The sequence below is a fragment of the Aquirufa ecclesiirivi genome (genome assembly GCF_011250515.1).
Classification (GTDB): Bacteria; Bacteroidota; Bacteroidia; order Cytophagales; family Spirosomataceae; genus Aquirufa; species Aquirufa ecclesiirivi.
Map to the genome: position 1 here is coordinate 1 of NZ_JAANOP010000016.1, position 966 is coordinate 966.

The following is a 966-nucleotide window of genomic DNA, read 5'->3' on the forward strand; positions in this document are numbered from 1 at the left end:
CCCTTCACTATTAATTAGTTGAATACTTAATTTCTGTGATGTTCCAGCTTGTTGGGTTGCAGTTCCACTAATCACAAAATGAGTAGCTGGATTAGATATTACCTGAATCGAAAAAGCTGATTTGGCTAATATACTACCATCCGTTACCTGGATATTCGCCGTTTCCACTTGGTATAAAATCAAATCTACTTGGGCTATTCCGTTTGTAAATACCACTTGAACGGGTTGACCAAAATCTACCGCAGAAACACTCGGTTTACTTATTTGGTTGGTTGTAGTACTTGCCCCAGAAAAAGTCAGTGTTTTTGTTCCAGTATATTCAATAGCATCATTCCCATAAGCATCTACCGCTTTTATACTCAAAGTTTGGGTGGCACCAGCTTGTTGACTTGATTGACCACTGATAACAAAATGAGTAGTTGAGCTAGCATTTACTTGAATCCCTAATGGACTACTGACTAAAACTCCACTCGATACAACAATGGATGCATGCTCTGCCCTAAACAAAGTCAAATCCACCGATGCTACTCCTTTATTAAACAATACAGCTAGACCTTTATTGAATATCCCAATTGCATATCGACCCTTAACTAAGGGATTCAATACTGGATTTAAAGAAGCATTGGCCCCTGTGAAAACTAGATTTACATCTGTGAAACCTCCCATAAACCCTGTATCAATATTACCGTAAGCATCTATTGCCTGAATTTGTAATACTTGTGAAGTTCCAACTTGTTGGGTCGCATTTCCACTGATGACAAAATGAGTTGCTGAACTAGGTTTTACTTGAATTGAAAAAGCTGATTTTTCTGAAATAGTACCATCACTTACCTGGATACTCGCAGTTTCCACTTGGTATAAAATCAAATCTACTTGGGCTATTCCGTTTGTAAATACCACCTGAACAGGCTGTCCAAAATCGATTCCAGAGACACTCGGTTTACTAATTGGGTTAGTCGTAGTACT

General features: G+C 38.4%; 1 protein-coding gene. It reads right to left on the reverse strand.

Features of this window, described 5'->3' with window-relative positions:
• Window positions 1–966, reverse strand: a 966-nt coding sequence (locus G9H65_RS13240) for a hypothetical protein (protein WP_166375816.1), incomplete at both ends; no start/stop codon positions are given.